Annotated in this window: 21 protein-coding genes; 11 read left to right on the top strand and 10 right to left on the bottom strand. The window is 61.4% G+C overall.

All coding sequences use genetic code 11. The features are described from left to right. The first annotated feature begins 3 nt into the window (after positions 1 to 3). The 7 genes from C3F35_RS05770 (at position 4) to C3F35_RS05740 (ending at position 5,694) form a co-directional block, all read left to right on the top strand. Entirely contained in the window at positions 4 to 330 is a 327-nt protein-coding gene (locus tag C3F35_RS05770; protein WP_006378798.1) for a hypothetical protein, read from the top strand. Continuing rightward, positions 327 to 1,694, top strand: coding sequence for a P-type conjugative transfer protein TrbL (trbL, locus tag C3F35_RS05765; RefSeq protein WP_006378795.1), 1,368 nt, complete (start codon positions 327 to 329; stop codon positions 1,692 to 1,694). The genes C3F35_RS05770 and trbL overlap by 4 nt, the downstream gene beginning before the upstream one ends. 18 nt (positions 1,695 to 1,712) lie before the next feature. Next, positions 1,713 to 2,417: a conjugal transfer protein TrbF gene (trbF, locus tag C3F35_RS05760; RefSeq protein ID WP_006378793.1), complete on the top strand. Its 705-nt coding sequence runs from the start codon at positions 1,713 to 1,715 to the stop codon at positions 2,415 to 2,417. Next, positions 2,414 to 3,406, top strand: coding sequence for a P-type conjugative transfer protein TrbG (gene trbG / locus C3F35_RS05755; RefSeq protein ID WP_016487821.1), 993 nt, complete (start codon positions 2,414 to 2,416; stop codon positions 3,404 to 3,406). The genes trbF and trbG overlap by 4 nt, the downstream gene beginning before the upstream one ends. Positions 3,407 to 3,408: 2 nt before the next feature. Beyond that, complete coding sequence (locus tag C3F35_RS05750) at positions 3,409 to 4,692, top strand: TrbI/VirB10 family protein (RefSeq protein WP_016487820.1); 1,284 nt, start codon at positions 3,409 to 3,411, stop codon at positions 4,690 to 4,692. Beyond that, complete coding sequence (locus tag C3F35_RS05745; RefSeq protein ID WP_006378741.1) at positions 4,689 to 4,934, top strand: DUF2274 domain-containing protein; 246 nt, start codon at positions 4,689 to 4,691, stop codon at positions 4,932 to 4,934. Before C3F35_RS05750 ends, C3F35_RS05745 begins: the two co-directional genes overlap by 4 nt. A gap of 607 nt (positions 4,935 to 5,541) precedes the next feature. Continuing rightward, on the top strand, positions 5,542 to 5,694 hold the full coding sequence (locus C3F35_RS05740; protein WP_032616956.1) for a Hok/Gef family protein: 153 nt from the start codon (positions 5,542 to 5,544) through the stop codon (positions 5,692 to 5,694). A gap of 96 nt (positions 5,695 to 5,790) precedes the next feature. Here the strand turns inward: C3F35_RS05740 and C3F35_RS05735 are convergent, their stop codons facing one another. From C3F35_RS05735 to C3F35_RS05720, 4 genes are read right to left on the bottom strand one after another with little or no spacing between them, the layout of a single operon-like run. Then, the gene (locus C3F35_RS05735) at positions 5,791 to 7,290 is read right to left on the bottom strand and encodes an FGGY family carbohydrate kinase (protein WP_103791881.1); all 1,500 of its coding nucleotides are present in this window, start codon (positions 7,288 to 7,290) and stop codon (positions 5,791 to 5,793) included. Between the two features lie 14 nt (positions 7,291 to 7,304). Beyond that, positions 7,305 to 8,723: an L-fucose/L-arabinose isomerase family protein gene (locus tag C3F35_RS05730; RefSeq protein WP_059308548.1), complete on the bottom strand. Its 1,419-nt coding sequence runs from the start codon at positions 8,721 to 8,723 to the stop codon at positions 7,305 to 7,307. Positions 8,724 to 8,766: 43 nt separating this feature from the next. Next, positions 8,767 to 9,708, bottom strand: a complete 942-nt coding sequence (locus C3F35_RS05725; RefSeq protein ID WP_103791882.1) for a transketolase family protein — start codon at positions 9,706 to 9,708, stop codon at positions 8,767 to 8,769. Continuing rightward, complete coding sequence (locus C3F35_RS05720) at positions 9,701 to 10,531, bottom strand: transketolase (RefSeq protein ID WP_032616966.1); 831 nt, start codon at positions 10,529 to 10,531, stop codon at positions 9,701 to 9,703. Before C3F35_RS05720 ends, C3F35_RS05725 begins: the two co-directional genes overlap by 8 nt. Before the next feature lie 296 nt (positions 10,532 to 10,827). Between C3F35_RS05720 and C3F35_RS05715 the strand changes: the two genes are divergently transcribed. Then, positions 10,828 to 11,781 carry a sugar-binding transcriptional regulator gene (locus tag C3F35_RS05715; protein ID WP_032616967.1) on the top strand — a complete coding sequence of 318 codons (954 nt, stop codon included), beginning with the start codon at positions 10,828 to 10,830 and terminating at the stop codon, positions 11,779 to 11,781. A gap of 1,136 nt (positions 11,782 to 12,917) precedes the next feature. Here the strand turns inward: C3F35_RS05715 and C3F35_RS05710 are convergent. The 6 genes from C3F35_RS05710 to C3F35_RS05685 all read right to left on the bottom strand — a co-directional run bounded on the left by C3F35_RS05710 (position 12,918) and on the right by C3F35_RS05685 (position 21,016). After that, on the bottom strand, positions 12,918 to 14,006 hold the full coding sequence (locus C3F35_RS05710) for an ABC transporter permease (protein ID WP_032616970.1): 1,089 nt from the start codon (positions 14,004 to 14,006) through the stop codon (positions 12,918 to 12,920). A 1-nt stretch (position 14,007) separates the two neighbouring features. Continuing rightward, positions 14,008 to 15,534, bottom strand: coding sequence for a sugar ABC transporter ATP-binding protein (locus C3F35_RS05705; RefSeq protein WP_072250926.1), 1,527 nt, complete (start codon positions 15,532 to 15,534; stop codon positions 14,008 to 14,010). Beyond that, positions 15,534 to 16,142, bottom strand: coding sequence for a DUF2291 family protein (locus C3F35_RS05700; RefSeq protein WP_059308547.1), 609 nt, complete (start codon positions 16,140 to 16,142; stop codon positions 15,534 to 15,536). The genes C3F35_RS05705 and C3F35_RS05700 overlap by 1 nt, the downstream gene beginning before the upstream one ends. Before the next feature lie 11 nt (positions 16,143 to 16,153). After that, positions 16,154 to 17,095: a D-ribose ABC transporter substrate-binding protein gene (locus tag C3F35_RS05695; protein WP_032616973.1), complete on the bottom strand. Its 942-nt coding sequence runs from the start codon at positions 17,093 to 17,095 to the stop codon at positions 16,154 to 16,156. A gap of 135 nt (positions 17,096 to 17,230) precedes the next feature. Next, positions 17,231 to 17,875: an enterobactin synthase subunit EntD gene (gene entD / locus C3F35_RS05690; protein ID WP_103791883.1), complete on the bottom strand. Its 645-nt coding sequence runs from the start codon at positions 17,873 to 17,875 to the stop codon at positions 17,231 to 17,233. Positions 17,876 to 18,775: 900 nt separating this feature from the next. After that, positions 18,776 to 21,016, bottom strand: a complete 2,241-nt coding sequence (locus C3F35_RS05685) for a TonB-dependent siderophore receptor (RefSeq protein ID WP_103791884.1) — start codon at positions 21,014 to 21,016, stop codon at positions 18,776 to 18,778. 254 nt (positions 21,017 to 21,270) lie between these two features. Here C3F35_RS05685 and fes point away from each other — a divergent pair, with 254 nt between their 5' ends. Genes fes through entF form a run of 3 tightly spaced genes read left to right on the top strand, consistent with a single transcriptional unit; the run spans position 21,271 to position 26,563 of the window. Continuing rightward, positions 21,271 to 22,473 (top strand): enterochelin esterase, encoded by a 1,203-nt coding sequence (gene fes, locus C3F35_RS05680; RefSeq protein WP_103791885.1) that lies wholly within the window; start codon positions 21,271 to 21,273, stop codon positions 22,471 to 22,473. A 14-nt stretch (positions 22,474 to 22,487) separates the two neighbouring features. Continuing rightward, positions 22,488 to 22,700, top strand: a complete 213-nt coding sequence (locus C3F35_RS05675; RefSeq protein ID WP_103791886.1) for an MbtH family protein — start codon at positions 22,488 to 22,490, stop codon at positions 22,698 to 22,700. Beyond that, a complete protein-coding gene (entF, locus tag C3F35_RS05670; protein WP_103791887.1) occupies positions 22,697 to 26,563 on the top strand; it encodes an enterobactin non-ribosomal peptide synthetase EntF in 3,867 nt (1,288 codons plus the stop codon). Before C3F35_RS05675 ends, entF begins: the two co-directional genes overlap by 4 nt. The last annotated feature ends 149 nt before the right edge of the window (positions 26,564 to 26,712 follow it).

The following is a 26,712-nucleotide window of genomic DNA, read 5'->3' as shown; positions in this document are numbered from 1 at the left end:
GCCATGCGATGCGCTTCCGTCCTGCTGGCCGTGCTGCTGACCGCGTGCGGCCAGCAGCCGGCCGAGAACCTGGCCGACGCCCTGGCCGCAGATCCGGTGCGGCTCAAGGCGTTGCGCGGGCAATGCGCGGTCGACCGGCAGGCCATGGGCGAGGATGCCTGCCGCGCCGCCGCCGAAGCCTTCCGGCGGCGCTTCTTCGCCGGCCATACCGGGCCGGATGAATACAACTCGCTGGCTGAACTCCCGCCGATTCCGCCGAGCTTCGATACGCCCGCAGATGAATTGCCAGAGGGCGCCGTTCCGCTCACTCCGCCCGAGGATTCGCCATGAACGACGTGACCATCATCGACCGTTTCCTCGATACGTTCTCGCGCTACATCGACTCGGGCTTCGGCTTATTGCAGGGCGAAGTGGCATTTCTCACCGCCACGCTCATCGTCATCGACATGACGATCGCTGGCCTGTATTGGGCCATGAGCCACGCCACCGGCCAGGGCGACGACGTGATCGCCAAGCTGCTGCGCAAGGTGCTCTATGTCGGCGCGTTCGCCTACATCATCGGCAACTTCAACTGGCTGGCGAGCATCGTGTTCCGCTCGTTCGCCGGCTTGGGAATCACCGCTACCGGCTCGGCCATCACGATGGAGAACTTTCTTCAGCCGGGCCGGCTGGCGAAGACCGGCATCGACGCAGCCGCGCCGATTCTGGAACAGATCGGGGACATGGCTGGGTTCCCCGAGGTGTTCGTGAACATCGACCCTATCGTGGTTCTGTTCATCGCCTGGCTGGTGGTGATCCTCTGCTTCTTCGTGCTGGCCGTACAGCTTTTCATCACGCTGATCGAGTTCAAACTGACTACGCTCGCCGGCTTCGTCTTGATCCCGTTTGCACTCTGGAACAAGACCTCGTTCCTCGCGGAAAAGGTGCTAGGCAACGTGGTGTCGTCAGGCATCAAGGTCTTGGTGCTGGCCGTCATCGTCGGCATTGGTTCCGGGCTGTTTGCCGAGTTCCAGGTACATCCCGACGAACCATCAATCGACCACGCGCTGGTCGTGATGCTGGCCTCGCTCGCGCTGCTGGCGCTGGGCATTTTCGGCCCCGGTATCGCCACCGGCCTGGTGTCCGGTGCGCCACAGCTTGGTGCGGGCGCGATGGCTGGTGCTGCGGTCGGGGCTGTCGGCACCGGCGTTGCCATCGGAGCCGCCGCAACGGGAGTGGGCGGCGCCGTCATGGCTGGGGCACGAATGGCCCCGGCGGCCGCAAAGCTGGCCGGTGCCGGCGCGCGTGCCGCGACTTCGGCGGCCGGCAGTGCCCGATCGGCGTTCCAGGCCGGTTCCGCTGCGGCCGGCGGCGGTGCCAAGGGCGCGGCGGCTGGCCTCGGCAATGTCGCCAAGACCGGCGCACAAGCCGCAGGCCGCAGCGTCACCTCTGGTGCTTCCGCTGTTGGGCAGAAGGTGGCCGACTCCTTCCGCGCTGGCTGGAACGGCACAGAAGCCGGCAGCGACGGTGCTGGCCGCGGCCAGACCGCAGACGGCACCGCAGGCTCGCAGAAGCAAGAGCAACCGGCCTGGGCCAAGCGGATGCACCGCCGCCAGCAGGCTACCCATGCCGCGACCACTGCCGCCCACACGCTGCGCGGGGGCGACGGCGGCGGCTCCGGGCAAGGCCCGAGCCTGCGGGATTCCGATACCTAACCTTCAAGGAGAACACCCATGCGATTCAAACGACCGCAGGTGCGCTACGCCGATACGCCGCAGCCTGCCACCCCGTATCAAGCCGCCGCCCAGGTGTGGGACGACCGTATCGGCTCCGCCCGCGTGCAGGCGAAGAATTGGCGCCTGATGGCCTTCGGCTGTCTAGTGCTCGCGCTGTTGATGGCCGGCGGCCTGGTGTGGCGCTCGGCGCAGTCCATCGTGACGCCCTATGTCATCGAGGTCGATCAGGCCGGGCAGGTGCGCGCTGTAGGTAAGGCCGCTACGCCGTATCGGCCCGGCGACGCGCAGATCGCGCACCACCTGGCGCGCTTCGTGACGCTGGTTCGCTCGCTGTCCATCGACCCCATCGTGGTGCGGCAGAACTGGCTCGATGCCTACGACTACACCACCGACAAGGGCGCGGCGGTGCTCAACGACTACGCCCGCACCAATGACCCATTCGCCCGCATCGGCAAGGAATCGGTAACGGTGCAAATCACCAGCGTGGTTCGCGCCAGCGACACGTCTTTCAACGTGCGCTGGACAGAGCAGCGCTATGTCAACGGTGCGCCCGCCGGCACCGAACGCTGGAACGCCGTGCTTTCGACCGTCCTGCAAACCCCGCGTACTGAACAGCGCTTGCGCAAGAACCCATTGGGTATCTACGTCAACGGCCTGTCATGGAGCCGCGAACTGGATTCTTCCGAAGGAGCCAAACCATGAAACTTCGTTTCTGCCTTTACGTTTTTCCTTTGACGCTGCTGGCCCTCGCGGGCTGCGCCTCGCAGGGCAAGCCGCCGCCGTCCATCTCGCTCGACGAGCCGGTGCTGGCCCAGCCATTGCCCGAACCGCCCAAGCCCGTCGAAGTCGTCGCCGTCCCTGAACCGCTGGCGCTGCCGGCGCAGTTGAAGCCGCTGCCGGAACTCGATGAGGCCCCCGTTGCGCCGGAGCCGGCCGACGAAAAGGTGCGCGTTTCCCGTGCCAATGCAGAAGCGCGTATCGCGCCTACCCGTGAGGGCTACGTCAACGCGATTCAGGTGTGGCCGTTCACCGATGGCGCGCTTTATCAGGTCTATGCGTCGCCGGGGCGCGTGACGGTGGTTTCGCTTCAACCGGGCGAGGAACTGGTGACGGTCGCCGCCGGCGATACCGTGCGCTGGATCGTGGGCGACACGTCCAGCGGCGGCGGGGCCGATCTGCGCGTCAATGTGCTGGTCAAGCCCATCCGTTCCGGCCTGAAAACCAATCTCGTCATCACCACCAGTCGGCGCACCTACCTGCTGGAGCTGACCTCGACCGAGAAGGCATGGATGGCGTCGGTATCCTGGGACTACCCGAAAGACCGGATGCTCGCGTTGCAGCGCCAGGCGCAGGCTGCGCAGGCGACAACGCCTGTCGATACGGGCCTGTCGCTGGACAAGATCCGCTTCCGCTACGCGGTATCGGGCAGCAACCCGCCGTGGAAGCCGCTACGCGCCTTCGATGATGGAGAGAAGGTCTATATCCAGTTTCCGGCGGGCATCGCCCAGGGCGAGTTGCCGCCGCTGTTTGTCATCGGCGCGCAGGGCGACGGGCAATTGGTGAACTACCGTTTCCGCGCGCCGTACTACGTCGTGGATCGCCTGTTCGGCGCGGCCGAACTGCGGCTGGGCGGCGACGGCGGCGACGTGGTGCGGATCGAGCGCACCGATGGCGTTGCGCGGAGGAACTGACCATGAGCCAGGATGACACTCCCGACCTTGCCGCGCCGCAGGCGGCGGGCAAGATCGCTCCCGAGGCGGTCGCGCTTCGCGCCCAGCCGCGCCCGGTCACGCGCCTGAATCGGCGCACGCTGGCCATCCTCGCCGGCGTCCTGGCGGTGGCCGTGCTCGGCGCGGTGATGTGGTCGCTGCAACCTCAGCGGCGCGGTGCGGGCGAGCAGACCGAGCTTTACAACGTCGATCGTGTCTCGAAGTCTGAAGGACTGGATGCGCTGCCGACGGACTACTCCAAGCTGCCGCCGGCGTTGCCGCCTGCCGTTCCCGAACTGGGGCCGCCGCTGCCGGGCGATCTTGGCCCGGCCATCGTGAAGTCGCAGCAGCCGGCGACGGCCGCCTACGCGGCCCCCGGCCACGACCCGAACGATGCTCTGCGCAAAGAAGCCGAAGCGGCCGCGGCCTCGTCCGTGTTCTTCCGCTCGGGAGGGCAGAATGCGGCGCCGGTGGCGCAGACACAGGTGGCCGCTGCGCCGGGCTTCGCCGCCAATGCGGTGTTTGACCCGCTGGCGGCCGGGCCGGTCTCCACGGCGGCCCAGCCTGCTGACCCGACAGCGGTGCAAAACCGGCAAGACCATAAAGAGGCTTTCTTGAAAGGTGGCTCCACTGAAACCCGTAATTCCGGCAATCTGACCCTGCCAACTTCGCCGTATCAGGTCATGGCCGGAACGGTGGTCGCAGGTGCCTTGGTGACGGGGATTAAGTCGGACTTGCCCGGCGACGTGATCGCCACGGTGACGGAGCCGGTCTATGACACAGCCTCCGGGCGCTTCCTGCTGATTCCGCAGGGTTCGCGCATCCTGGGCAAATACAACAGCCAGGTCAGCTACGGGCAGAGCCGCGTTCAAGTCGTCTGGAACCGGATCATCCTGCCGGACACGTCTTCGCTCACGCTCGACAACCTGGCCGGCACCGACCCAGCCGGCTATGCCGGGCTGGAGGACGATGTGGACTACCACTGGGGCCGCATCTTTGCCGGTGCGGCACTCACCACGCTGCTGGGCGTCGGTGCCGAGCTGGCCGCGCCGGAGAACCGGCAGGATGGTGATCGCGTCATCATCGCTGGGCGCGACAGCGCGCAGGACAGCATCAATCAGGTCGGCCAGGAGATGACCCGGCGCAACCTCAACATCCAGCCGACCTTAACGCAACGGCCGGGCCTGCCGGTTCGCATCATCGTCAACCGGGATCTGGTGCTGCGGCGGTACCAGCCGCTGTTCTTCAACCGGGGGACTTCACGATGAGCACGACCAAGAAGCTGCGGCTCGGCCCGCTGCCGAAGACCGAGAGCACCAAGCTGACTTTCGTTTGCCCGACCAGCTTGAAAGCCGACCTCGACCGCTACGCCGCGCTACACGCGCAGGCGTATGGCGAGGCCGTTGATGCGGCGACGCTGATCCCGCATATGCTGGAAGCGTTCATGGCGGGGGATCGAGGATTCAGGAAGGGCACGGCGACCCGCAGCACACCACCGAAGCCGCCATGATTGCACCGCATGCTATTCAACGGCATCCATCGAACGCGCAGCCCAGGCTGCGCGTTCTTCATTCTGGATGCCGCCGAGCCTGTTGGGCTATGATGATGCGACAGGCCCGCCGTTCCTCGGCAATCCAGCACTACACAGTGCGATGCGGCTTTCTCTCCCAACGCTCCTATGTCGCTCCTAGCCGACAACGCCGCTCTTCTTCTAAGCGGCCCCGAAAGGAGCTAACCTACTGTCCCATATACGGTTTCAAGTCCTTCTTGATTTGCGCGAAAGACTTGACACCGGCACTTTTTTGCCCCGTCTGGTGTATCGCCAGATGGGGCATTTTTATTTCTGCCTTTCTCGGGCGGCCACCCTAAGGTCAATTTTTCCTGCGATCTAAACGTATTCTGAAAGATGATCTTGACTGGATGAATGTACAGTTAAGTGGCGGTTTTTCAGCCCGGGAAGGAGTAGTATTGCGGCGGGTGCCTGATGCTTTCTGAGCGCAGGCAGGTGTGGTGAGCCAGAAAGCAAATGCCCCGGAGATGTTTCCATCAACCGGGGCTACCACAACCAAACCTAAGCAATTTGGATGGTAGCCCCTTCTTAGCAAGGAGGCAATGACATGCTTAACAAGTACGCCTTTGCGGCGATCCTGGTAATGGGGTTAACCGTGCTGGGGGTCACGTTTCTGGTTCGCGAGACATTGTGCGAGCTGAGCTTTAAGGAGCGTGACTGGGAAGTGAAAGCTGTTCTCGCTTACGAAACGAAGAAGTAGCGGTATGCGGGGAGTAATCCCCGCCTATCCGGTTGTCGGTTTGGTACAGGCACCCATTTTTTTGCCCCGTCTGACTTACAGCCAGGCGGGGCATTTTTACGTCCGCACCCGCTCAACCGTCTCCTGCCAGGCTTGCCAGCGGGTCTGCAGTCGGGCGTGGCGCGCCATATCTGGGGTAAAAGTGACATGCTCCGGCAGATACTGTCGCAGCTGCGTGGTAGTCAGGTTAAACAGCGCCTTACGGGCCAGCAGGGCGGCTCCCATGGCTGAGAGTTCCGGCACGTCGCTGCGCATCACCGGGCAGCCAAGCAGATCCGCCTGGTACTGCATCAGCCAGTCGTTTTTCGTCGGCCCGCCGTCGACCATCAGCGCATTCAGCGTAAAGCCCGGATGGACGCGCATCGCCTGCACCACGTCAGCAATCTGATAGGCAATTGCCTCCAGCGCCGCACGGATCAGGTGCGCCCGCTTCACGCCCCGGCTCAGGCCGTGGATCATGCCGCGTGCGTTTTCATCCCACCAGGGTGCCCCGAGGCCGGTAAGCGCTGGCACAAAATAGACGCCAAGCGTGGAATCCACCGAGCGGGGCAGGGTGTTCAGCTCATGGATCAGCTCTGCCTGCGACAGCTCACTCAAACCGGTGCTGTCTGCCATCCATGCCACCGCATCGCCGGTGTGGGTGATATTGCCCTCCAGCCCGTAGACCAGGGTCTCGCCGTCATGCCACGCCACGGTGGTGGCCAGCGCACTGACATCGCAGTGCGCGGAGGAGACCGGTGCCATCACCGACGACCCGGTGCCGTAGGTTGCTTTCACGCAGCCTTCAGCGCCCAGCCCGTGAGCAAACAGCGCGGCGTGGGAATCACCGATCATCGCCATCACCGGCAGTCCATCAGGGATCGACGGGCAACCGCGGGTATAACCAAACAGCCCGCTGGAAGGTTTGATATCAGGCAGCGCCGCACGCGGGATGCCAAACAGCGCCAGCATCTCCGGGTCCCAGTCGGCGATATGCAGGTTCATCAGCTGAGTGCGGGCGGCGTTAGCGTGGTCGCAGCTGAAGGACTGACCCTGCGTCAACTGCCACAGCAGCCAGCTGTCTACGGTGCCCAGGCAGATTTCACCCCGGGCGGCGCGCTGTGCGCCGTCGGGCGTGTTATCCAGCAGCCAGCGCATTTTGGAGGCAGAAAACAGCGGCGCGATAGGCAGGCCGGTTGCCGCCTTGATGCGCGGCCCGTGGCCCTGTTCCCGCAGCTGATGACAAAAGGCCGCGGTGCGGGAACACTGCCAGCTGAGCGCAGGCGCAATGGGCTGGCCGGTTGCCCGATCCCAGCCCACCACGGTTTCACGCTGATTGCTGATTGCCAGCGCAGCAACGCGATCTGCCCCGACGGAGGCAATCGTCCGGGCGACTACCTCGAAAGAGGCCGCCACCAACAGTTCGGCGGATTGTTCTACCCAGCCTTCGTGCGGAGTCTGGATCGCCAGCGCCTGGGAGAAGCTCGCCACAACGTGCCCCTTTGCGTCCAGCGCCACCGCTTTCGCATTGGTGGTGCCCTCATCGAGGGCAATAATAATGTCCTTGTTCACCGACATAGCGGCCTCCTGCCTTAGCGATGAAGATAGGTTGAGACGCCAAGGTAGCGGGTGAAGGCTTCATGCAGGATCTCCGCGCTGGCGGAGTGGTTCATCGCCACGTGATGCTCAAAACCGTTGCGGCAGATCCAGTTCAGCAGGTTTTCCAGATGCGGAACCTGGATCACCGCCCGGCAGCCCACCGTATCCAGCGGATCGTCTACCGACTGGCCCTGGCCTACATAGGCTTTGATTTCCCCGGTGAGATCGTCGGTGCTCAGGCGGAAGTAGGTGAGCGGGCCGCTTTTCAGACGACCGTGGACCGCGCCACAGGTGTTCTCTTTTCCCACCGTGGTGCCGATGATGTCGGCGGTGCCCATGTGTGGCGATTCCAGGCTGGAGGCGGCGAAATTACCGCAGTGGAACAGGACACATTTGTCGCGATCGTCGCCGAAGTTGTTGTTCCAGTCGGCAATCGAGGCGGGATTCATATTGCTGCTCGCCAGAGCGTACATGGAGAGCGCGCCCATCACGTCCACTTCACAGGCGCTCGGCATCAGTTGGCCGGACATTACGCTCATGATCGAGCAGACGTTAATGCCGAGGTTCTCCTGCAGGGAGGTCCAGCACTGGATAGCGGTAGTGTCGATGTCGTTAGCGACCACCCACTCGCTGATCACCACAAACAGCTTCGCCATGGTCACCAGCTTGTCAGCCGGAATGCGGCTGGCGTCGGCGTTGTCGATCAGGATCCGGCGTTTTTCGTCCACGCGGATATCGTCATCGCGCAGGGTTTTAATGCGGGTGAACACTTCAGACAGGTCGAGGGTTTCCACGGCAATGCCGAGGCGTTCCAGCAGCTTCTCGCTGTAGCGCACGGTGTTAAAGCCTGCCGGACGGGCACCGATGGCCCCCACGCGCACCCCTCGCATACTGCTTACCACGCGGCACACCTGCTCGAAACGCTTCAGATCCTGCTCAAACACCTCCCCGGTCAGGGCGCAAACATGCTGGGAGGTGAGGGTAAAGGGAATGCCATACTGGCGCAGGTTGTTGCACAGGGAGATCTTGCCGCAGAAGCTGTCGCGGCGGGTCGCCAGCCCCATCTTGTCGAGGTTGTCTTCCTCGGCCTGTACCAGCACCGGCACGTTCAGGCCGGAGAGACGCAGGGTTTCCGCCACCGCTTTTTCATCACCAAAGTTAGGCAGCAGCACCACCACACCGTGAATACGATCGCGATGGGCACGAAACAGCTCGGCGCAGACTTTCGCATCCTGACGGGTTTCGACGCCGCCCAGTTCGGTCTGGCTGGGATCGAGCATCACGGTGTTGATCCCCAGGCGGCCAAACAGGGCAATTGCCTGCTCGCGTGCCTCTGCCACCAGATAGCTCGGGAAAAATCCGCGGTTGCCGATGATCACGCCCATTGTGAGTTGTTGAGGAATTCGGGACATTGCTTTTTTCTCCAGTAAGATGTTGTTGTTATTTTCAGCAAAGTTATCGCGTCAGCATTTCCCGGGCGTGTTTCACCACCCCCGCGACATCAATCTCATGGCGTGCCCGCGTTGACGCTCTGTCGGCGGCAATCGCGTATTGTCCATCCGGGATCCCCAGCCGTTTCAGCGGCACGGCGCATCCGGCTTCGGCCAGCACTTCCGCCACCAGGCTGCCGACGCCGCCGTTGACGTTATGCTCCTCGACGCTCACCACCGCCTTGCAGGATCGCATGGCTGCCAGTAACTGTTGGGTATCACAGGGACGAATAGATGGAACGCTGATAACAGTGGCGTCAATACCTTCTTCCGCGAGTTGTGCGGCGGCTTCCACTATTTCATGTACGGTGGAACCCATTGCCACCAGCGCCACATCCTGGCCCACACGCAGGACGTCAATCTTGCCTGGGGCAAACTGGTAATTCTCGTCATGCAGCTCCGGCAGGTTTTTCCCGTCCAGACGGATATAGACCGGCCCCACGTGGTCGAGGGCGTAGTCAATGATCTGGCGGCATTCGTTTGGGCTGGAGGGGGCGTAAATTTCGATATTGCCGAAGCCGCGCATAATGGCGATATCATCGATGCTGTGGTGGGTGCTGGCGAGCGGGCCGTAGCTGGCACCCGCGTTCAGACCGAACAGCTTCACGTTGGTGTTGTTGTAGCAGATATCGACTTTGATCTGCTCGTTAGCGCGGGAGATCAAAAACGGCGCGGCGTTACAGGTGACGGCGATCTTGCCGCCAATCGCCAGCCCGGCGGCGGCACCGACCAGCGTCTGCTCGGCAATGCCGACGTTCACCAGGCGGCCCGGAAAACGCTGCATAAACGGGGCGATTTTCGCCGTGGAGGTGGAGTCTGCCACCACCGGGACCAGGTCCACGCCGCGATCGACGGCATCAATAAAGGCATTAACCATCACCGTGGCGAGGTGTTCGCTATTACTCATCTTTCAGTTCCTCCAGCGCCAGTTCAATTTCTTCCCCTTTCGGCACGCGGTGGTGCCATTCAGGCCGTCCCTGAATAAACGAGATCCCCGCGCCTTTGGTGGTATGGGCGATCACGACATGCGGTTTGCCGTTGGGCGTCAGGCCTTCAAGCGTGGCGACCACATCCGCCATGTCATTACCGTTACAGCCGGTGACCTCCAGGCCAAAGGCTTTCCACTTCGCATCCAGCGGATCGGTATTGAGGATCTCTTTGGTGGAGCCAGCCAGTTGCAGGTTGTTTTTGTCATTGATAATAAACAGGTTATCCAGCTGGTAATGGGCAGCCACCAGCGCGGCTTCCCAGTTGCTGCCTTCCGCCAGTTCACCGTCGCCGGTCACCACAAACACCCGGCGTTTACTGTTGTTGCGTTTCGCGGCCAGCGCGATCCCCACCGCCACCGGCAGGCCATGCCCCAGCGCGCCGGTATTCAGCTCAATACCGGGGGTTTTGTGTTTGACCGGGTGGCCAGGCAGGTGAGAGTCGGCATGCTGATAGGTGGACAGCCACTCGACCGGGATAAACCCGGCCTCCGCCAGCACGCAGTAATAGCCACCTACCGCGTGGCCTTTCGACTGGATGTAGATATCGCGTTCATCGCTGTCCTTCAGCTGTGGGGAGCAGTTCAGAATGCGGAAGTAGAGGGCGGTGAGCAGTTCAACCTGCGAAAGATCGGCGCCGGTATGGCCGCCCGCCGGGCTTTCGGCATTCAGCACGATGATCCGGCGACGTATCGAGCGCGCCCGGGATTCAAGCTCCGCGATGGAGAGCGAAAACGGATTCATAACATACCTCCTGAATTTATAATCTGTTGTGAATAATTATTCCAGCCGGGTGCGTTATTTCCCTGTTCTCTTTGTCACAGCAGGGAGTTATGACCGCTTTGAATATATATTCAATGCTGATTTATTATTCATGTAATGTAAGATATGCCTTGCCCCGGGGTTTGTCTACGCTTTGAGCGGGCAAATTTCGAAGAAAGGAGAAAAGGATCACATTTGCCCGCGGGATCGTACCGGCGCTTGCTTGTTAAATATTCAGTGATGAATAAAAATAACGGCAGCCGATTAAGGGGAACGTTATGTCGAAGCAGGATGAACAGCGATTACTGGTCAAGATCGCCACACTGTATTACAGCGAGAATAAAAAGCAGTCCGAGATAGCCTCGCTGCTGCACCTCTCGCAATCTTTTGTGTCGCGGGCGCTGACGCGCTGCCAGAAAGAGGGGCTGGTAAAAATTACCGTCGTCCAGCCCACCAATATTTTTGTCTCGCTGGAAAAGGCGCTGGAAGAGCAGTACGGCATCCGCCAGGCCATCGTGGTGGATGTGGGGGAGAACCCCTCCAACGCTCAGATTAAACACGCCATCGGCAGCGCGGCGGCGCACTATGTTGAAACCCGCCTGCGCCCGGAAGACCTGGTGGGGATCTCCTCCTGGAGCAGCACCATCCGCTGCATGGTGGATGAGATGCACCCGCAGAATATCCGTGCCGCCGGGGTGATCCAACTGCTCGGCGGAGTAGGGCCGAATGGCAACGTGCAGGCGACCATCCTCACCCAGCAGCTGGCGGCGCACCTCGGTTGCCCGGCGTGGCTGTTGCCGTCGCAAAGTATTGAGCATTCGGTTGAAGAGCGTGCGCGCCTGGTGAGCAGCCCGGACGTGGCGGGCGTGGTGAGCAAATTCGCGGAAGTGGATGTGGCGATTGTCGGTATCGGCGAGCTGGAGCCTTCGCAGTTGCTGAAAAACTCCGGTAACTATTACAACGAAGACATGCTCAAACTGCTGGCCGAACGCGGGGCGGTAGGGGATATCTGCCTGCATTATTACGACGCCAACGGCGAGCCGGTTCTGAGCCCGGAAGAGGACCCGGTGATCGGGATGGAGCTGGCGCAGATCCGCGCCTGCCCGCAGGTGATTGCTCTGGCTGGTGGTGCCGAAAAAGGCAACGCCATCCGCGGGGCGCTGGAGGGGAACTACATCAATGTGTTAATCACCGACTACCCGACGGCGCGCAGTTTGTTGAAAGAGGCGTAAGTTAGCCGGGATCGGTGCGGCCTGATGCTTTCACCCTGGCCTTCTTCCACATGGCGGTGGGATCCCCACAAAAATGGGCACGGTCGGCTCCCTCTCCTCTTTGGGGAGAGGGCTGGGGTGAGGGGAACATGCGGCCTCCCTGTGGGCTGAGGATCCCTACAAAAATATTGGCACGGTCGGCTCCCTCTCCTCTTTTGGGAGAGGGTTGGGGTGAGAGGGAACATGCGACCTCCCTGTGGGCTGAGGGATCCCTACAACAAATTGGCATGGTCGGCTCCCTCTCCTCTTTGGGGAGAGGGTTGGGGTGAGAGGGAACATGCGACCTCCCTGTGGGCTGAGGGAGCCCTACAAAAATATTGGCACGGTCGGCTCCCTCTCCTCTTTGGGGAGAGGGCTGGGGTGAGGGGGAACATGCGGCCTCCCTGTGGGCTGAGGGATCCCTACAACAAATTGGCACGGTCGGCTCCCTCTCCTCTTTGGGGAGAGGGCTGGGGTGATGGGGAACATGCGGCCTCCCTGTGGGCTGAGGGATCCCTACAACAAATTGGCACGGTCGGCTCCCTCTCCTCTTTGGGGAGAGGGCTGGGGTAAGGGGATACATGCAACTCAGGTGGTGGTTCCGTTCACCTTACGTTCTGCACTTCTCTGCCAGCCGCGTCACCCGTGAACGTGCCAGGGGGGCTCGCCGCCACCCCCCTGGCTACCCCGGCTCCCGGCAAAGAAAATCGCCGCTTCGCGGTGCCCTCAGCTTATTCCCTCCGGCTTTCGGGTCGGGCACCAGCCTGCATCCCTGCAGGCTATGCCCTCTCGGCGCGTCCCTGCGCCTCGCCCCGGCCTGCGGTCAACGCTTCGGCGATTTTCAGCCGGATTCACGCTCCCTCACGCTTCTCAGTCGCTTGAAAGGGACACCGGTGTTGAGTCCCCTCTGAAACCGGCGAGCCGGTCGTGAGGTGAGCGCAGTGCGAAGCACCGGTTTCATTGCGGCCCCCCTTGTCACGTTCACGGGTTGTTTAATGCCATGTTCTGCTGAACATGAGGTGAACGGAATAACCCGCCAGGCTTAACTGACTGGCATCACAACCCGGGTTGCCGTTTTGCGTTTGCCTCCGTCACACGGCTTAAAGCCCATTCAGACGCTATTTCCCCTCCATTACCGCCTTTTGCGCCACTACCGCCGCTTTCTGCTGCATCCGGTTTTGCATCTGGTCGATAATCACCGCAACGATAATCACAATCCCCTTGATCACCATCTGCCAGAACTCGCTAACGCCCATCATCACCAGGCCGTCGGCCAGGAAGCCGATCACAAAAGCGCCGATCAGCGTGCCGAGAATGGTGCCACGCCCACCAGCCAGCGAGGTGCCGCCCAGGACCACCGCGGCGATGGCGTTCATCTCAAACGCGGTGCCGTTGGCCGGGTGGCTTGCCAGCAGTTGCGCGGAGACCACAATCCCGGCGATAGCGGCGCAGAAGCCCGACAGGGTATAGACCAGCACCTTGACCTGCTTCACCCGCACCCCGGAAAGCTCGGCGGCGCGCTCGTTATCACCAATGGCGTAAACGTGGCGGCCAAACGGCAGGCGGCGGGCGATGTAGGCGATCACCAGCGCCAGCACAATCATCATCCAGATGGCCCACGGAATACCGAGCAGCGTCCCGGCACCAATCTCATCGAAGCCGGTATTGCCCAACTGCGGGTTGCCGGACAGGCCCGGGAAGGTCTGGCCGTCGGAGGTGAGCATCGAGGCCCCGCGCAGCACGTACATGGTGCCAAGGGTGCAAATGAACGGGGCGACGTTATAGCGGGTGATGATCCAGCCATTCACCGCCCCGATAAGCGCGCCAATCAGCAGCACGACGGGCACGATAACCCACACGCTCGGGAAAATAGCGATGCCAAACATCGGCAGCACAATCCCTTTGGTGATCATCCACCCGGCGATCATCCCGCACAGCCCCAGCGTCGCCCCAATCGACAGGTCGATCCCGGCGGTGATGATCACGAAGGTGATCCCCAGCGCCAGAAACGCATTGATCGCGATATGCTTAATCATGATCACCAGGCTGCCCGCGGAGAGAAAGCCCGGCACGGTCATGGTGAAAAAGCCGACAATTAAAAACAGCGCAATGAAGGTGCGCATTTTCAGCAACAGCAGAAGCAGTTTTTCCCGGGAAGGCGCGGCCCCTTTTTGCGGCACCAGCGCGACAGACTGTGTTGTTTTCATCTTAGAACCCCTGAGCACTTGCAGTTACCAGTGCCGATTCATCGGCCCGATCGCGAACAATATCGGCGGTCAGTTTGCCGCCGGACATCACCAGAATGCGGTCCGATACCGCCATAATTTCTTTCAGGTCCGAGGTGGAAAACACCACCGCGATACCCTGCTGCGACAGCTGCACCATCATGCGAAACACATCCGCTTTGGCGCCCACGTCAATGCCGCGCGTCGGCTCATCAAGGAACAGCACCTTCGGATTGGTCAGCAGCGAGCGGCCAATCACCACTTTTTGTTGATTGCCGCCGCTGAGCGCCTGGATCTCCACCTCCGGGGTGGAGACCTTGATCGACAGATTGCCAATGGTGCTGGCCACGACCTCCTGCTCCGCTTTCTGCGCAATGGTGAAACCGCGCTGCAAACGTCGCCACAGGCTGGCGATGGTCAGGTTGCTGGCCACCGACGAACCAGGGAAAATCCCGGTTCGTTTGCGGTCTTCCGGCACCAGGCTCATCCCCATGCGGATACGCTCGGCGGTGGTTAAACGCTGCGGCACCGGTTTGCTGTCGAGCCACAGCTTGCCCAGATAGTTGCGCTCGGTGCCGAGCATGCACTCGAACAGCTCGGTACGCCCGGCCCCCATCAGGCCGTAAATACCGACAATCTCCCCGGCGTTCACCTGGAAGCTGACGTCGTTGACCACCGTGTTGCCCGCAGCATTCACGCAGGTGATATGTTCGGCCTCCAGCACCGGTGCGCCAAAGGTGCGGCCCGGCTCGAGGAAATTGCTCACCGGATCGCTACCGAGCATCTCGCGCACAATCCACGGCACGTCGATATCCTCTACCTTCGCCTCGGCCTGGAATTTGCCGTCGCGCAGGATGGTGATCACATCGCCTATCGCCATCAGCTCTTCCAGCCGGTGGGAGATATAGATGATGGTAACCCCCTGGCGGGTCAGCTCGCGGATCACCCGAAACAGGATCTCCACCTCGGTTTTGCTGAGCGCCGAGGTCGGCTCGTCGAGGATCAGAATGTCGGCGTCCTCCGCCAGCGCCTTGGCGATCTCAATCAGCTGCTGCTGCCCCACCTTCAGGTTGCCAACCAGCTCGCGCGGGGAAATGGGTTGATCGAGGCGTTTCAGCAGCGCCGCGGTGCGGGACTCCTGCTCCGCCTCGTTGATCGGCGTCACGCCCTTTTGCAGCTCCCGGCCAAGGAAGACGTTTTCCGCCACGTTGAGGTTCTCAAACAGGTTCAGCTCCTGGTGCACCATGCCAATGCCGTGAGCGGCGGCATCGCGGGTGCTGGAGAACGCCACCTGTTTGCCGTTGAGCCACATCTCGCCAAGGCTGGGCTGTTGCACCCCGGCAAGGATTTTCATCAGCGTCGATTTCCCGGCGCCGTTCTCACCGATAATGACGTTCACTTTGCCGCGCCAGACGCGGTAATCGACCTTATCCAGCGCCACGGTTCCGGGGAACAGCATCGAGATGCCCTGGGTGCTGAGGATAATGTCCTCTGCCGGGTTATCGCTCATCACGGTGCCTCCTGTTTCAGTTCCAGCGCCGCCGCCTCGTTCGCTTTTCCGCCCGTGAGGGTGGTGGCGAACAGCACGGTGGCGTTTTTGCCGCGCCAGCTGTCATCCACTTTGGGCAGATGCTTCACCGCCTCGCGGTTTAAGGCGCGGGAGAGCTGGGCATACTGCACCTGGTTGGTAAATTCATCGAAGCGGAAACCGGCGGCGTCGCGGATGGCGTTACCGCGCATCACCGGGCCGCTCTGGATCTCAAGCGGCTGGCCGTTCACCGTCATCACCAGTTTCTGCTCGTTGGCATTGCTGGCTTCCACGCGCTCCACTTTGCCGCTCAGCCGTACAAAGACGCTCTGCGGCTTGTCAGAGGGCGTTTTCAACTGGGTGGAAAGGGCGCTGGCATCCAGCGCATGATTTTTGGCGGCGTCGAGGATCCGCGGCTGCCAGGTTTGTTGCGCGATCTGCTGGGGTGTCTGGTTGTCAAAGCTGGCTTTGGCGTTGGGATCGGCAGGCATGATTGGCTTGCCGTTCTCATCCAGATCCACCACCGTGCAGGCCGTCAGCAACAGGGCGGCTGCGCCTGTCAGCGCCGCGCCCCATTGTGTTAAACGCATACGGCCTCCGCTTATTTGCTGAGGTTAAACAGGTTCAGCTTGCTGGCATTGGTTTCATCGATCAGCACGCAATCCATCAGCTGCTTCTCGTCTTTTTGCGCTTTGCCGTTTTTCAGGTAGTAATCCGCCTGTTCCACCGCCATCTGCGCCTGCTGCCAGCCCGGTTGCAGGACCGTGGCTTTGATGTTGCCGTTTTTCAGGATCGAGTCGCGGGTGTAGTCGCTGCCGTCAAAGCCGACCACAATCACGTTGTTCTTACCTGCGGCCTTCAGCGCCGCTTCAGCACCCAGCGCCATGGTGTCGTTACCGGAGATCACGCCGACGATATCGGGGTTGGTTTGCAGAATGGCTTCCATACGGGTGAAGGCTTCGGTCTGGCTCCAGTTAGCGGTCTGCTGCGCCACCATCTTCATGTCCGGGTAGTCGTCCAGGACATCGTGGTAACCCTGGGAGCGCACATGGGCGTTGGTGTCCGACGGACGGCCCAGCAGCTCAACGTATTTGCCTTTGCCATCCAGCAGCTTCACGAACTTCTCTGCACCCAGCTGTGCCCCCTGATAGTTGTTCGACACAATCTGCGCCACCGCAATACCGGTTTTGTTGATTTCACGATCGATCAGGAAGGCAGGGACGCCTGCCGCTTTGGCCTTCTCCAGCGGACCGACGGTGGCATCTGCCCCGGCGTTGTCCAGAATGATCGCTTTCGCTTTACGGGCGATGGCGGTCTCAATCAGCTGGTTTTGTTTGTTCACGTCGTCGTCATGCGAGGCGACAAGCGTGGTGTAACCCAGCTCTTTTGCCTTCGCCGCCGCGCCGTCGGCTTCTGCCTTGAAGAACGGGTTGTCGTGTGAGGGGGTAATAATCGCAATGAGTCCGTTATCGGCGGCAAACAGGGAACCGGAAGCGGCGATCATTGAGGCCAGTAAAGCGGATTTTACAAAGGTCGTGTTCATTCTTTTTCTCCACATTGAATATTTATTCAATAATGATTTATTATTCAATGTAACGATAAGACTGCCTGCTAAAACTGTCTACGGTTTAGGCAGCTAATTTGTTTAAAAGGAGAAAAGGATCACGATCCTGAGCCGTTATGCATCACAGATCAGGGTGATAACCTGTGCGTCGATGCGGCACCAGTGAAGGGTAAACGCCTGATTTTGTACAAAGGGCGGCAGAGGGCAGGTGAGGGTTAAGGTCAGGGTGTCGGACGTAAGCGCCGTCACGCGCGCACTCTCGAAGCCCATCCACGTCTGCACCCGGGGGAACAGCGCTTTGAACAGGCTCTCTTTCGCGCTGAAGGCGAGCGTGAAGGCCAGATCGAAGGGGAGGCCGCTCTCCGCGAGCCGTTGAGCCTCCTGGGTATCGACTACGCCGTCCTGAATATCACGGGCTTCATCTTCGGCAATGATGGCTTCACAATCGATACCCACCAGGCCTTTTTCCTGACATATCGCCACCGCCAGTGAACCGCTGTGTGAAATGCTGCCGCATACACCCGCAGGCCACAGCGGTTCGCCATTGCTGCCGATGCCGGGAAGGGTTTGCCGGTTCAGGGCATGAAACGCGGCGATGCGCCCGGCGAGATGATCGGCTTTGCGCTTGCGCCCGGCACTGCTCAGCTGTTCATGGTGAGGAAGCCACAGAAGATCGGCCTCGGTAAAAGTCGCGGGATCGAAGGTAATTTGATGGACGGTGCGCCCAGCGAGGAGAAACGAGGAGTACGTGGTGTGCATGAGTTTCCCGGCGCTGAAAAAAGGGCACCTATGTTAACACACGCGCCCGGACGGTTCCCTCTCCCTTGAGGAGAGATGGATCACCCGTCATTTTCTTACGCTTAATGCAATGAAATAATCACAATATTTTAAAAGACTTACAGCGGCTCCCTGGTCCGGCTGAAAATCGACGAAGCGTTTCCGGAAGGCCGGGGCGAGGCGCAGGGACGCGCCGAGAGGGCATAGCCTGCAGGGATGCAGGCTGGTGCCCGACCCGAAAGCCTGGAGGAATAAGCTGAGTGCACCGCGAAGCGGCGATTTTCTTTGCCGGGAGCCGGGGTAGCCAGGGGGGAGGCGGCGAGCCCCCCTGGCACGTTCACGGGTGACGCGGCTGACAGAGAAGTGCAGAACGTAAGGTGAACGGAACCGCCACCTGAGCCGCATGTCCCCCTCACCCCAACCCTCTCCCCATAGGGGAGAGGGGGCCGACCGTGCCAGAATCAGGAGAGGGGGCCGACCGTGCCAGAATCAGGAGAGGGGGCCGACCGTGCCAGAATCAGGAGAGGGGGCCGACCGTGCCAGAATCAGGAGAGGGGGCCGACCGTGCCAGAATCAGGAGAGGGGGCCGACCGTGCCAGAATCAGGAGAGGGGGCCGACTGTGCCAGAATCAGGAGAGGGAGCCGACTGTGCCAGAATCAGGAGAGGGAGCCGACTGTGCCAGAATCAGGAGAGGGAGCCGTCTGTGCCAGTATCAGGAGAGGGTGCCGACCGTGCCAATTTTTGTGTGGTGATCCTTCAGCCCACAGGGAAGTCGCATGTTCCCCCTCACCCCAACCCTCTCCCCAAAGGGAAGAGGGGGCCAACCGTGCCACTGTTTTTTGCGAGGATCCTTCAAACCTTGACGGACAGGGCGTAAAGGATCAGAACTGCGTATTCACGCTCATATACCAGGTCCGTCCCGGTTCGTTATAGGTATACGCGCCCGCGCCATACATATACGCCCCGGTAGTGGTATTCCCGGTAGTCTGGGCATTACCCGCACGCCACTGACGTTTATCGAAGACGTTATCCACGCCGCCGGTCAGGCTGACGTATTTGGTCACGTCCCAGGTCGCGCTCAGGCCGACGATGCTGTAAGGGCTGACTTCGTCCTTCTCAGAACCACTCACCGGCTGACCTTTGTAGTTGTACTTCTTCGGCTGCTGCTTGCCGTACCAGGTGAAGGTCGACTGCAGCGACACATCCTGCTGTACCTGCCAGCTCAGGGTTGAGTTCAGCGTGTACTCCGGGATGATCGACAGGCGGTCGCCGGTCTCCTTGTTCTTGCTTTGCAGCATGTAAGTTACGTTGTTCGTCCAGTTAATGGTGTCGCTCACCGGCACGTTCAGCGTGCCCTCCAGCCCTTCCACCACCGCTTTCGGCACGTTTTCCCACTGATAGATATCGGTCTGCACTTTACCGGAAGAGGTATGACCCACCGGGGCGTAGCCCGCTTCAATCTTGTCGCGATAGTCGTTACGGAACCAGGTCACGCCCGCCAGCCAGCCGACGCGTTTCCACTCCAGGCCGATCTCTTTGTTGATGCTGGTTTCGGCTTTCAGATCCTCGTTACCCAGCATATAACAGCCGACGCCGTCCGAACTTGCATAGCAACCCTGGCCCTTGCTGTAGAGCAGGTAGTTCGGGTTGGTCTGATACAGGCTCGGGGCTTTATAGGCCCGGGCGATCCCCATCTTCAGGGTGAAATCATCCCCCAGACCTTGCGACAGGTTCAGGGACGGACTCCAGTTGTTGCCCACGATGGAGTGATGATCGAAGCGCAGCGCCGGGGTCAGCATGGTGCTGTCGGTCAGCTCCATGTTGTTCTCCGCGAACAGGGAGAAGATTTCGGCATCTGAGTACGGGCTGCGGTTGTTGCTCATCCCCGGAATGGCGCCGCCCTGCAAGGTCTGGCCGTTGGAGGACATATCCTTCATCCGCTGCTGATCCCACTCGGTGCCCAGGGTCAGGTTCTGGTTGACGATAAAGTCGATCGGCAGGTTGATTTCGCTGTGCAGCATCACGTCGGACAGGTCGGTATCGGTGAACTTATTGCTGTTAAACAGCCCTTCCAGACCGCCTGCCAGCCCTTCGCCCAGACGCGAGTTGCGGGTGTGTTCGTACTGCGCCCAGTTGTTGGTGGTGATGCCATTATCCCAGCCGCCGGTCCAGGTGAGCGCGAAGTTCTGGCGATAGAGACGGTTGGTCTCTTTGCCGTAGTTCTTCTTCACCAGCCCGTTGCTGCTGTTGTCGTTATTGGTGTTCTGCGTATCGCCCGCGTAAAGGTTGTTCTGACGGCTGTAACCGGCCTCAAACTGCAGGGCCTGCATCGGAGCAAAGTCCCAGCGCAGCACGCCGTTGATGTCTTTGTTCTCGACCCCTTCGCGTCCGGCAGGCAGCGTATCGGCATAGGCACCGGTACGTTCAGACTGATGGCCCTGGTTGATATCCCATGCATCGGCCTGGGTTTTATCCAGGTTGCCGTACAGGCGGAAGCTGAAATCTCCGCCGAGCGGGCCATTCAGGCTAAAGTTGGTGCGTTTGGTGGAGCCTTCTTCATTGTGCTCAGGGGCGTTCAGATAGGTGTTCCAGGAGCCATGCCACTCGTTGCTGACCTTTTTGGTGATGATATTCACCACGCCGCCCGCTGCGCCGTTACCGTAACGTGCAGCCGCCGGGCCACGGATCACCTCGATGCGCTCGATCATCTCTGGCGGCACCCAGCCGGTATCGCCGCGGGTGTCACGCTCGCCGCGCCAGCCCAGACGGATAGAGTTGCGGCTGGTCACCGGCTTGCCGTCAATCAGGATCAGGGTATTTTCAGGACCCATGCCGCGGATATCAATCTGGCGATTGTTGCCGCGCTGGCCGCTGGTGGAGTTACCGGTGAGGTTGACGCCCGGCATGGTGCGGATGATCTCTGACACATCGCGCGCGGCGGGGTTTTTACGGATCTCATCCGCGGTGATAGTGGAAACGCCCGGCGCCTGCAGGTTCTGCTCGGCGGCGGTGATCACCATGGTATCTTCGTTAGCCGCGGTATCGGCTGCCATCGCAGGCAGTGCCGCACCGTAAATCCCCAGATTGACCAGTAAGGCCAGTGAGTGAAGCTTGTTATTCATTGTCTGTCCTGCTTTTCAATGCCGCATGCCTCAAGGCTCCGTCCCGAATGGGTGAGGCGGCGGAAGGATATCGCCCGCAGTCTGCGAAAACCTCTCTGTCCTGAGTCAGTACGCAGCGCATGGCATGGTTATTTAATGTGCGCGCTTCCCACAGCGCGCCCATACGCTATTGCAAATGAAAATAGTTATCAATAATATTATCGATATTGTTTATCTTTTATCAAAAAAACCGAACAGGTCATGGGGTTATATCGGTGACGACGCTGGAAACGGGGAGCGATGGCTGGTGGCTGTCGAAGCAGGGGCCGGAGTGGGTACGGGAAGACGACCATTACCGGGTGACGTTCTGGTGGCGCGATCCGGCTGGAACAGAGCAGACCTCGCCGCTGAAGCGGGTGTGGATCTACATCACCGGCGTGACCGATCACCACCATAATGCCCGCCCGCAGACGCTGGTGCGCATTGCCGGAACCGATGTCTGGCAATGGCAGGGCGAGTTCAGCCCGACCTGGCGCGGCAGTTACTGTTTTATCCCCTCAACCCATGAAGATGACTTTGCCGAAGCGGTGTTTGCTACCGATCCGCCGGACCGCATGGCGCTGCGCGAAGGCTGGCGCAAACTGTTGCCGCATGCCGTCGCCGATCCGCTTAACCGCCAGCACTGGCGCGGCGGGCGCGGCCATCCGGTATCAGCGCTTGAGATGCCCGAGGCACCGGTTCAGCCCGGCTGGGATCGGCTCGACACCGCTTATCGTCCTCCGCACTGTATTGCCTGGCAAAGTACCCGCCTCGGCAATACCCGTCGGGTCTGGATCTTCACCACCGGTGAGGACACCCCTCATGAGCGCCCGCTGGCGGTGCTGCTTGACGGCCAGTTCTGGGCCGAAAGCATGCCGGTATGGCCCGCGCTGACGGCGCTGACTGAACAAGGCCAACTGCCGCCCGCCGTTTATGTGCTGATCGATGTGATAGACACCGTCCACCGCAGCCATGAGCTGCCCTGTAACCCCGATTTCTGGCTGGCGGTACAGCAGGAATTACTCCCGGAGGTGCATAAGCTGGCCCCGTTCAGCGACCGCGCCGATCGTACCGTGGTCGCCGGGCAAAGCTTCGGCGGGCTTTCCGCGTTGTATGCCGGGCTGCACTGGCCGGCGCGTTTTGGCTGCGTGCTCAGCCAGTCCGGCTCCTTCTGGTGGCCCCACCGCGGCGGCAAGCAGGACGGCCTGATCCTCGAGCAGCTTAAAAACCACCAACTGTCGGCACAGGGGCTGCGCATCGTCCTTGAGGCGGGGCGACGGGAACCCCTGATTTACCGCGCCTGTCAGGCGCTGTACGCCGAACTACAGCACACCCGGCAGCCGGTTATCTGGCGGCCGGTTGAGGGTGGACATGATGCACTTTGCTGGCGGGGAGGGCTGACGCAGGGGCTGATGACTCTCTGGCAGCCGATTATTTAATCACGGAGTCTGGTATGGAATTCAGTAACCCCTTCGACGATCCACAGGGTCTGTTCACCCTGGTGCAAAACGCGCAACAGCAGTACAGCCTGTGGCCGCAGCAGTGCGCCTTGCCGGAAGGCTGGCGCGTGGTGTGCGAGCCGCAGTCGCAGGAAGCTTGTCAGCAGTGGCTTACTGCCCACTGGCAAACGCTGATCCCGGCCCATTTTGCACAGGTGAACCCATGAGCGCTGCCTATCCTCTTGTTGCCGCCCAACCGGGTATCTGGATGGCGGAACAGCTTTCCGACCTACCCAACGCCTGGAGCGTGGCCCACTACGTCGAACTGACCGGCCCGGTTGACGCCCCGCTGCTGGCGAAAGCAGTAGCGGCGGGCATGATGCAGGCTGATACCCTGCGCATGCGGTTTACCGAGGACAACGGCGAGATCGCGCAGTGGGTGGACGAGAGCATTATCCTGCCGGAGCCGCAGATCATTGATCTGCGCGCGAACCCCGACCCCCATGCCGCGGCGCTGGCGCAGATGCAGGCCGATCTTAACCAGAACCTGCGCGTGGACAGTGGGCAACCGCTGGCCTTTCATCTGCTGATACAGGTGGCAGACAACCGCTGGTACTGGTATCAGCGTTATCACCATTTAGTGGTGGATGGCTTCAGCTTCCCGGCCATTACCCGCCAGATCGTCGCCATTTATCGCGCCTGGTCTAATGGCGAAGCCACGTCGGAGTCGCCTTTTACCCCCTTTGCGGAGGTGGTGGAGGAGTATCAACGTTACCGCGACAGTGAGGCGTATGCCCGCGACGGTGCTTTCTGGGCTGAACAGCGCAAGCAGCTTCCACCGCCGGTGTCGCTCTCCAGCGTGCCATTGCCAGGGCGTGCCGCCACGACCGATATTTTGCGCCTGAAACTGACCGCCGATCGTCACGCCTTCAGCCAGCTGGCCACTGCCAGCCAGAGCCAGCGCACCGACCTCGCCCTGGCGCTGGTGGCCCTGTGGCTCGCCCGCCTGACCGGGCGCATGGACTATGCCGCTGGCTTTATCTTTATGCGCCGGATGGGGTCTGCGGCCCTGACGGCCACTGGCCCGGTGCTGAACGTGCTGCCGCTGGCGGTGAACATCAGGGCGCAGGAGACGCTGCCGGAGCTAGCCCAGCGCCTGGCCGGGCAGATGAAAAAGATGCGCCGCCATCAGCGTTACGACGCCGAGCAGATCGTGCGCGACAGCGGTCGCGCCGCCAGCGACGAAGCGCTGTTTGGCCCGGTGTTCAACGTAAAAGTCTTCGACTACCAGTTGGATCTTGCTGGCGTTCAGGCGGTCACTCACACCCTCGCTACCGGCCCGGTCAACGACCTGGAGATGGCGCTGTTCCCGGATGAGCAGGGCGGCCTGAGCATTGAGATCCTTGCCAACAAGCAGCGTTATGATGAAGCCACCCTGGTGCGCCACGTCGAGCGCCTGCATGGGCTATTAGCGCAGTTTGCCGCCAATATCGACCTGCGCTGCGGCGAGGCAGAAACGGTGTCTGATGCCGAATATCAGCAGCTGGAGAAGATTAACCAGACTGAGATGACGCTGCCGCTCACCACCCTGAGCGCACTGGTGGCGGAGCAGGCGGCGAAAACCCCGGACGCGCCAGCGCTGGCCGATGCGCAACACCATCTGACCTACCGCGAGATGCGTGAGCAGGTGGTGGCCCTGGCGAACCAGTTGCGCGCCCGGGGCGTGAAGCCCGGCGACAGCGTGGCGGTGGCGTTACCGCGTTCAGTGTTCCTGACGCTGGCGCTGCACGCCATCGTCGAAGCGGGTGCCGCGTGGCTGCCGCTGGACACCGGCTATCCCGACGATCGCCTGCAGATGATGCTGGAGGACGCCAGGCCATCCCTGTTGATCACCACGGACGACCAGCGCCCGCGCTTCAGCCATCTGTCGGTGGACGTTTTTAGTTACAACACACTATTTAGTGCTGAGGGCAGCGAACCGCTCAACCTCAGTGCCCCGGAACAGACCGCCTATATCATCTTTACCTCTGGCTCGACAGGACGGCCAAAAGGGGTGATGGTCGGCCAGACCGCCATCGTCAACCGCCTGCTGTGGATGCAAAACCACTATCCGCTCACCGCCGACGACGTGGTGGCGCAAAAAACGCCGTGCAGTTTTGACGTCTCGGTATGGGAGTTCTGGTGGCCCTTTATCGCCGGGGCGAAGCTGGTGATGGCCGAGCCGGAGGCGCACCGCGATCCGCTGGCGATGCAGGCGTTCTTTGCGAAATATGGCGTCACCACCACCCACTTTGTGCCGTCAATGCTGGCGGCTTTTGTCGCCTCGCTGACCCCGGAAAACGCCGCCTGCTGCGCCAGTCTGAAACAGGTGTTCTGCAGCGGTGAAGCCCTGCCGACGTTGCTGTGCCGCGAGTGGGAACACCTTACTCATGTGCCGCTGCATAACCTGTACGGCCCCACCGAGGCGGCAGTGGATGTCAGCTGGTATCCGGCCTTTGGCCCGGAGCTGGCATTGGTTACAGGCAACAGCGTGCCGATTGGCTTCCCGGTGTGGAATACCGGCCTGCGCATTCTGGATGCCATGATGCGCCCGGTGCCGTTCGGCGTGGCGGGGGATCTCTATCTCACCGGCATTCAGCTGGCGCAGGGTTATCTGGGCCGCCCGGATCTGACCGCCAGTCGGTTTATCGCTGACCCGTTCGTGCCGGGTGAGCGCATGTATCGCACCGGCGACGTGGCCCGCTGGCTGGATAACGGCGCGGTGGAGTATTTAGGCCGCAGCGACGATCAACTGAAAATTCGCGGTCAGCGCATTGAACTGGGAGAAATCGACCGGGCGATGCTGACCCTGCCCGATGTGGCCCAGGCGGTGACCCATGCCTGCGTTATCAACCAGGCCGCAGACACCGGCGGCGATGCCCGTCAGCTGGTGGGCTATGTGGTATCGGAGTCCGGCCTGCCGCTGGACCGCGATGCGCTGCTGACCATCCTGAAAACGCAGCTGCCACCGCATATGGTGCCGGTGGTGTTATTGCAGTTAAGCGCGCTGCCGCTCAGCGCCAACGGCAAGCTGGATCGCAAGGCGCTGCCGCTGCCTGAACTGGCGGTGAAAACCCCGGGGCGCGCCCCGGAAAGTGACGCGGAACAGGCGATTGCGGCAGCGTTCTCTACCCTGCTGGGCTACGAGATCAACGACATCGAGGCCGATTTCTTCGCCCTCGGCGGGCACTCGCTGCTGGCAATGCGTCTCGCTGCCAGCCTGAGTCGCCACTTTGCCCGCCAGGTCACGCCCGGTCAGGTCATGGTGGCTTCGACGGTGGGCAAGCTGAGCGCGTTGCTGACGGGTGACATGAGCGATGAGCAGGCGCAGCGTCTGGGCTACGAGACGCTCTTGCCCCTGCGTGAAAGCCACGGCCCGACGCTGTTCTGCTTCCATCCGGCCTCCGGCTTTGCCTGGCAGTTCAGCGTGCTGGCGCGCTACCTCAATCCACGCTGGTCGATCACCGGCATTCAGTCGCCGCGACCAGGGCCGATGGAGCAGTGCGCCACGCTGGATGAGGTGATCGAGCATCATCTGGCGACGCTGCGCGCCCAACAGCCGCACGGGCCTTATTATCTGTTCGGTTATTCCCTCGGCGGCACGCTGGCGCAGGGTATTGCCGCCCGGCTGCGCGCGCAGGGGGAAGATGTCGCGTTCCTGGGACTGCTGGATACCTGGCCGCCGGAGACGCAAAACTGGCGCGAAATAGAGGCGAATGGCCTCGATCCTGAAGTATTAGCGGAGATCGAGCGCGAGCGTCAGGCGTTTCTCGCCGCCCAGCAGGGGCAGGCTTCCGGGGAGTTGTTCAGCGCGATAGAGGGCAACTACGCCGATGCGGTACGTCTGCTGACCACGGCGCACAGCTCATCCTTTGACGGCAAAGCGACGCTGTTTGTTGCCGAGCGCACACGAACGATGGATCCGCACCAGGCCTGGGCGCCCTGGGTGGGGGAACTGGAGGTTTATCGCCAGGATTGCGCCCATGTCGATATCATCTCTCCACAGGCGTTTGAACAGATAGGGCCAGTGTTGAAAGGGATATTGGGGTAGCTTATCCCCTCACCCTAACCCTCTCCCCATAGGGGAGAGGGAACAGTACGGAGCCGGTTTTTCGGCCTTGCACTTTGGCGAAGAGGGTGCGGGGCCGGTTTTCCGCCCTCGCCCCTTGGGGAAGAGGGCACGGGGCCGTCTTTTCACCC

Source organism: Leclercia sp. LSNIH3 (assembly GCF_002935105.1).
Classification (GTDB): Bacteria; Pseudomonadota; Gammaproteobacteria; order Enterobacterales; family Enterobacteriaceae; genus Enterobacter; species Enterobacter adecarboxylatus.
The sequence above is the reverse complement of the archived record's forward strand: the minus strand, read 5'-3'. Positions and strand labels throughout refer to the sequence as shown.